6 protein-coding genes are annotated in these 7,387 nt (G+C 46.9%); 5 read left to right on the top strand and 1 reads right to left on the bottom strand.

Going from position 1 to position 7,387, the window contains the following annotated elements:
- Window positions 1-11: 11 nt before the first annotated feature.
- From DPF93_RS18185 to sucD, 5 genes are all read left to right on the top strand, one after another.
- The gene (locus DPF93_RS18185; RefSeq protein ID WP_114767492.1) at window positions 12-722 is read left to right on the top strand and encodes a succinate dehydrogenase iron-sulfur subunit; all 711 of its coding nucleotides are present in this window, start codon (window positions 12-14) and stop codon (window positions 720-722) included.
- A 102-nt stretch (window positions 723-824) separates the two neighbouring features.
- Window positions 825-3,680: a 2-oxoglutarate dehydrogenase E1 component gene (sucA, locus tag DPF93_RS18190; protein ID WP_114767493.1), complete on the top strand. Its 2,856-nt coding sequence runs from the start codon at window positions 825-827 to the stop codon at window positions 3,678-3,680.
- Window positions 3,681-3,691: 11 nt separating this feature from the next.
- Complete coding sequence (odhB, locus tag DPF93_RS18195; protein ID WP_114767494.1) at window positions 3,692-4,897, top strand: 2-oxoglutarate dehydrogenase complex dihydrolipoyllysine-residue succinyltransferase; 1,206 nt, start codon at window positions 3,692-3,694, stop codon at window positions 4,895-4,897.
- 196 nt (window positions 4,898-5,093) lie between these two features.
- Complete coding sequence (gene sucC / locus DPF93_RS18200) at window positions 5,094-6,260, top strand: ADP-forming succinate--CoA ligase subunit beta (protein ID WP_114767495.1); 1,167 nt, start codon at window positions 5,094-5,096, stop codon at window positions 6,258-6,260.
- The gene (gene sucD, locus DPF93_RS18205) at window positions 6,260-7,132 is read left to right on the top strand and encodes a succinate--CoA ligase subunit alpha (RefSeq protein WP_114767496.1); all 873 of its coding nucleotides are present in this window, start codon (window positions 6,260-6,262) and stop codon (window positions 7,130-7,132) included. The genes sucC and sucD overlap by 1 nt, the downstream gene beginning before the upstream one ends.
- 48 nt (window positions 7,133-7,180) lie before the next feature.
- Here sucD and DPF93_RS18210 read toward each other — a convergent pair.
- A partial coding sequence (locus DPF93_RS18210; RefSeq protein WP_164675302.1) for an integrase core domain-containing protein occupies window positions 7,181-7,387 on the bottom strand: 207 nt, incomplete at its 5' end.

The raw sequence follows: 7,387 nt of genomic DNA on the forward strand, positions 1-7,387 counted from the left end.
AGGATTGAAAAATGAAACTTAACTTCTCTTTGTATCGCTACAACCCTGATGTAGATAACAAACCTTACATGAAGGACTACACGCTTGAGGTAGAAGAAGGTTCCGACATGATGGTGCTTGATGCACTTATCTTATTGAAAGAACAAGACCCTACTATCGCGTTCCGTCGCTCTTGTCGTGAAGGTGTATGTGGCTCTGATGGTCTTAACATGAACGGCAAAAATGGTCTGGCATGTATCACTCCGCTCTCTGCGTTGCAGGGCGATAGAATTGTGATTCGTCCACTACCAGGTTTACCGGTTGTGCGTGACCTGATTGTCGATATGACTCAGTTCTACGATAACTACGCGAAAGTAAAACCATTCTTAATTGCAGATGGTGCTATGCCGCCGTCGCGCGAGAATCTGCAAATGCCAGAAGATCGTGCTCACCTAGATGGTTTGTATGAATGTATTATGTGCGCATGTTGTACCACGTCTTGTCCGTCGTTCTGGTGGAACCCTGACAAGTTCATCGGTCCAGCAGGTCTATTAGCCGCTTATCGCTGGCTAATTGACAGCCGAGATACGGCAACTGATGAACGATTGTCCGATCTCGACGATGCATTTAGTGTTTTTCGTTGCCATGGCATCATGAATTGTGTAAGTGTTTGTCCTAAGGGACTAAATCCTACAAAAGCAATTGGTCACATCAAGTCGATGTTGGTTAATCGTTCGGTTTAGTGAAGTAATAAGATTACCGCTACTCGTTGTGGGTAGCGGTCTATTCAATACAAGCGCGGCATAGACCGCTGCAAACGTGAAAACTACTGGTTAAGGGAAAATATGCACAACGGTGTGATGAAGGCATGGCTCGAGTCTTCACACTTGGCAGGCGCAAATGCGACTTACGTAGAAGACCTCTACGAACTGTATCTCAGTGATCCCGATCTGGTAAGTGAGGAGTGGATTCGTGTATTTGATGGTTTACCAAAGCCATCAGCAGATGTGGTGGAACAACCACACTCACGTGTCCGTGATTACTTCCGTCGACTCGCTCAAGAAACAAAGCATTACAATGTCCAAGTTAGTGACCCCGATGTCGATGCTAAACAAGTAAAAGTTTTACAGCTGATCAACGCGTACCGTTTCCGCGGTCATGAAGCAGCTGATCTTGATCCTCTAGGTCTATGGAACCGCCCTCAGGTGGCAGAGCTAGATCCTACCTTCCACAATCTTAACGATGATGATTTAGAAGAAACATTTAATGTGGGTTCTTTTGCCATTGGTCAAGAGACCATGAAGCTAAAAGACATCTATTCCTCGTTGAAGAAAATCTACTGTGGCTCGATTGGTGCAGAATACATGCACATGACCGATACAGAGCAAAAGCGTTGGATCCAACAACGTTTGGAATCTGTGGTTGGTCAGCCAACCTTTACCGCAGAAGAAAAACGTGACTTTCTTGAAGAGCTAACAGCAGCGGAAGGCCTTGAGCGCTATTTGGGCGCAAAATTCCCTGGTGCTAAACGCTTCTCACTAGAAGGTGGTGATGCGCTGATCCCAATGACAAAAGAGCTAATTCGACATGCTGGTAAGAGTGGCATGCGTGAAGTGGTTATTGGTATGGCACACCGTGGTCGCTTGAACATGTTGGTTAACGTGTTGGGTAAAAAGCCGCAAGACTTGTTTGATGAGTTTGCTGGCAAACACGGTGATTCATGGGGCACGGGCGATGTTAAGTATCACCAAGGCTTCTCGGCTGACTTCGCGACTCCAGGTGGCGATGTTCACTTAGCATTGGCGTTTAACCCATCGCACCTAGAAATTGTTAACCCAGTAGTGATTGGCTCGGTACGTGCACGTCAAGATCGTCTAGGCGACAAGAACGGCAGCACAGTACTACCAATTACGATTCACGGTGACTCAGCAGTGGCTGGTCAAGGTGTGGTTGCTGAGACATTCAACATGTCACAATCACGCGGTTACCGTGTAGGTGGTACGGTTCGTATCGTGGTGAACAACCAAGTTGGTTTCACAACGTCTAATCCGAACGATACGCGTTCAACCATGTACTGTACTGATATCGCTAAGATGGTACAGGCACCTATCTTCCACGTGAATGCGGATGATCCAGAGGCAGTAGCGTTTGTGACGCGTATTGCTCTTGATTACCGTAACGAATTTAAACGTGATGTTGTGATTGACTTGGTTTGTTACCGTCGTCATGGTCACAACGAAGCGGATGAGCCAAATGCGACTCAACCGTTGATGTATCAAAAAATCAAGAAGCATCCAACACCACGTAAGCTTTATGCTGATGTTTTGATTGAGCGCGGTGATAACGATATTGAAACGGCAACGGCGCTAATCAATGATTATCGTGATGCTCTAGACCGCGGTGAAGTGGTGGTTAAAGAGTGGCGTCCAATGGCTCTACATTCAGTAGACTGGTCTCCATATCTAGGTCACGACTGGGATACACCTTGGAATAGTCAGTACGACAAAGATCGCCTAGTTGAGCTCGGTAATCGTCTGTGTCAGTACCCAGATAGCCATAAGCTGCAAAGCCGCGTTAACAAGCTCTACAACGATCGTCTATCAATGATGAGCGGTGAAAAAGCGGTTGACTGGGGTATGGCAGAAACCTTGGCTTACGCAACGCTTCTTGATGATGGTAAGCGTATTCGTATCTCTGGTCAGGATTCAGGTCGTGGTACTTTCTTCCACCGCCATTCGGTACTGCACAACCAATCTGATGCAAGCACCTACATTCCGTTAGCCAATATCCATGATAAGCAAGGTCCTTTCCAAGTGATTGACTCAGTGCTGTCTGAAGAAGCGGTACTGGCGTTTGAATATGGTTACGCAACGGCTGAGCCAGGTGGTTTAACCATTTGGGAAGCGCAGTTTGGTGACTTTGCCAACGGCGCTCAAGTGGTAATTGACCAGTTTATTTCCTCGGGCGAGCAAAAATGGGCACGTTTATGTGGTCTGACAATGCTTCTGCCGCATGGTTATGAAGGTCAAGGTCCAGAGCACTCGTCGGCGCGCCTTGAGCGTTACCTACAGCTTTGTGCTGAGCAGAACATGCAGGTCGTTGTTCCATCAACACCAGCGCAGGTTTATCACATGATTCGTCGTCAGGTGGTGCGTCCGATGCGTCGTCCACTGATTGTGATGTCACCGAAATCACTGCTCCGTCACCCATTGTGTGTTTCAAGTTTAGAAGACTTATCTGATGGCACTTTCTTACCGGCAATTCCAGAGATCGACCAGTTGGATGCGAGCAAGGTAAAACGCGTTGTGTTCTGTTCAGGTAAAGTTTATTTCGACCTGCTAGAGCAGCGTCGTAAGAACGAACAAGACGATGTTGCTATCGTGCGTATTGAGCAGCTTTACCCATTCCCATTGGAAGAAGTAAAAGAAGCGATTGCTCAATACACCAATGTTGAAGACTTTGTTTGGTGCCAAGAAGAGCCGCAAAACCAAGGCGCTTGGTACTGTAGCCAGCATAACTTCCGCGCTGCGATTCCAGCTGGTGCAGATCTTAAGTATGCCGGCCGTCCAGCTTCAGCATCTCCGGCGGTAGGTTACATGTCGGTACACTTGAAACAACAGAAAGCGTTAATTGAAGACGCTTTGACCACTGGTTCTAATACATCAGATTCGAAAACCTCAGATAAAGAACTAGAAGCATAAGGAAGATAGAAATGACAATTGAAATTCTGGTTCCAGATTTACCTGAATCAGTTGCAGACGCAACCGTCGCTACTTGGCACAAGCAACCGGGTGATACGGTTGAGCGTGATGAAGTTCTTGTAGATATCGAAACCGATAAGGTTGTACTTGAAGTTCCTGCTCCAGAAGCAGGCGTTTTAGAAGCCATTCTTGAAGAAGAAGGTGCGACAGTACTTTCTAAACAGTTACTTGCTAAGTTGAAGCCGGGTGCTGTTGCTGGTGAGCCAACAACAGATACCACTGCTGAGACTGAGGCATCACCAGACAAGCGCCACAAAGCAGCGCTTACTGAAGAGAGCAACGATGCGCTGAGCCCAGCGGTTCGTCGTCTGCTTGCTGAGCATGGTCTAGAAGCTTCTCAAGTGAAAGGCTCTGGTGTGGGTGGTCGCATTACGCGCGAAGATATTGAAGCGCATCTAGCTAACGCAAAATCGAGTGCTAAAGCGGAAGAGCCAGTGGCTCAAGCGCCTGCAGCAGCTCGTAGCCAAAAACGCGTACCTATGACTCGTCTACGTAAGACTGTTGCAAACCGTCTTCTAGAAGCGAAGAACAGCACGGCGATGCTAACCACGTTTAACGAAGTAAACATGAAGCCAATCATGGACCTTCGTAAGCAGTACAAAGACCAATTCGAAGAGCGTCACGGCATTCGCCTTGGTTTTATGTCTTTCTACGTGAAAGCGGTAACCGAAGCACTGAAGCGCTACCCAGAAGTGAATGCGTCAATCGATGGTGATGACATTGTTTACCACAACTATTTTGATATCAGCATGGCAGTTTCGACGCCACGTGGTCTAGTGACACCTGTTCTTAAAGACTGTGACACTCTAGGTTTTGCTGACGTTGAAAAAGGCATCAAAGAGCTGGCGATCAAAGGTCGTGATGGCAAGCTAACGGTTGATGAATTGATGGGCGGTAACTTCACTATCACTAACGGTGGTGTATTCGGTTCATTGATGTCAACGCCAATCATTAACCCACCACAATCTGCAATCTTGGGTATGCATAAGATCCAAGATCGTCCGATGGCGGTGGATGGCAAGGTAGAAATTCTACCTATGATGTACCTAGCTCTATCTTACGATCACCGTTTAATCGATGGTCGTGAGTCTGTGGGCTTCCTAGTGACGATTAAGGAACTACTGGAAGACCCAGCGCGTCTGCTATTAGACGTTTAATATCGCTAAAACGTCGAGTTGCCTTGGATAACTCGACGCTTTTAGTTCACGGGGCTAGACTGGCTCAACTGTCTGGCCTTCATTTGAATCGTATTGCGATTGATTTGAGAAGACCCTACAGACGTGTAAGCAGAGTTCTACTGCAACGTTATGGAAATTATAAATCCCTTAAGGGAAGAACAAACGGAATATCAAAATGAATTTGCATGAATACCAAGCCAAACAGCTGTTTGCAGAATTCGGTTTGCCTGTACCGGAAGGCTACGCTTGTGATACCCCACAAGAAGCGTTCGAAGCAGCAGGTCGCATTAGCTCAGAAAAGAAAGTCGTTAAGTGTCAGGTTCACGCAGGTGGTCGCGGTAAAGCGGGCGGCGTTGAACTGCATGATACTAAAGACGGCGTGAAAGAATTTGCCCAAAAGTGGCTAGGTAAAAACCTAGTAACATACCAGACAGATGCTAATGGTCAGCCAGTATCTAAGATCTTGGTTGAGGAAGCATCTGACATTGCTAACGAGCTATACTTGGGCGCGGTAGTTGACCGTTCAACTCAACGCATTGTATTCATGGCATCGACAGAAGGCGGTGTGGAAATCGAAAAAGTGGCAGAAGAAACGCCAGAATTGATCCACAAAGCTGCCATCGATCCGCTAGTTGGCCCACAGGCTTATCAAGGTCGTGAGCTGGCATTCAAACTTGGTCTTAAAGGCGACCAAATCAAACAATTCGTGAAGATCTTTGTCGGTCTTGGCGAAATGTTCGCTCAATACGATCTAGCACTACTTGAGATTAACCCACTGGTTATTACAGGTTCGGGTGACCTATTGTGTCTAGATGGCAAAATCAATATCGACTCTAATGCGCTTTACCGTCAGCCAAAGCTGCGTGAGATGCACGATCCTTCACAAGAAGATGAGCGCGAAGCACATGCAGCGCAGTGGGAACTTAACTACGTAGCACTGGATGGCAACATCGGCTGTATGGTTAACGGTGCAGGTCTTGCTATGGGTACGATGGATATCGTTAACCTTCATGGCGGACAACCGGCAAACTTCCTTGATGTAGGCGGCGGCGCGACGAAAGAGCGTGTTACTGAAGCCTTCAAGATCATCTTATCTGACAGCAATGTGAAAGCTGTACTGGTGAATATCTTCGGTGGCATCGTTCGTTGTGACCTGATTGCAGAAGGTATCATTGGCGCCGTTGAAGAAGTTGGCGTAGAAGTACCAGTCGTTGTTCGTCTAGAAGGTAATAACGCACCGCTAGGTTCGCAAAAATTGGCTGAAAGTGGTCTAAATATCATCGCTGCAAACTCTCTAACTGAAGCAGCAGAAAAAGTAGTTGCGGCAGCGGAGGGCAAATAATGTCAGTACTAATTAATAAAGATACTAAAGTTATCTGTCAGGGTTTCACGGGTGGTCAAGGTACTTTCCACTCTGAGCAAGCGATCGCTTACGGCACGCAAATGGTTGGTGGTGTATCACCAGGCAAAGGCGGTCAAATGCACTTAGGTCTACCTGTGTTTAACACGGTACGTGAAGCAGTAGAAGTGACTGGCGCAACAGCGTCTGTTATCTACGTTCCAGCGCCTTTCTGTAAAGATGCAATCCTTGAAGCAATTGACGCTGGCGTGAAGCTAATTGTGACAATTACGGAAGGTATTCCAACGCTGGATCTACTGGATGTAAAAGTGCGTCTAGACGAAGCGGGTGTTGTGATGATCGGTCCTAACTGTCCAGGTGTTATCACACCAGATGAGTGTAAGATTGGTATCATGCCAGGTCATATCCACAAGAAAGGTAAAGTGGGTATCGTATCGCGTTCAGGTACGCTGACTTATGAAGCAGTTAAGCAAACCACAGACGAAGGTTTCGGTCAGTCTACTTGTGTTGGTATCGGTGGTGACCCAATCCCAGGCTCAAACTTTATTGATATCTTAAAGCTATTCCAAGAAGACCCTGAGACAGAAGCGATCGTGATGATCGGTGAAATTGGTGGTACCGCAGAGGAAGAAGCGGCTGCATTTATCAAAGAGAATGTGACTAAACCAGTCGTGTCTTACATTGCGGGCGTAACTGCGCCTCCTGGTAAGCGTATGGGTCACGCTGGCGCGATCATCTCTGGTGGTAAAGGTACTGCTGAAGATAAGTTTGCAGCTCTAGAAGAAGCAGGCGTTAAGACAGTTAAGTCTTTAGCGGATATCGGCAAAGCACTTCGCGAAGTAACTGGTTGGTAATTTCGCTGCAATAAATGACCCGTCCTGATATGGGTTGACACTTTTTAGTTAAAACGCTCGGTGTACTTCATCGGGCGTTTTGTATTTTAGCGCTGTATGAGGCCTCATCTGATTATAGATTTCTACTGACTCAGCGACCATTTTTCTTGCTTGAGCTACATCTTTAGGCTTTCGCAAGAGATATTCCATTTTCAAAATGCCGTTCACCCTCTCTGCCAACGCATTCTGGTAGCAGTCATACCCATCCGTCATTGA

This window comes from Vibrio rhodolitus (genome assembly GCF_003350325.1).
In the GTDB taxonomy this organism is placed as follows: domain Bacteria; phylum Pseudomonadota; class Gammaproteobacteria; order Enterobacterales; family Vibrionaceae; genus Vibrio; species Vibrio rhodolitus.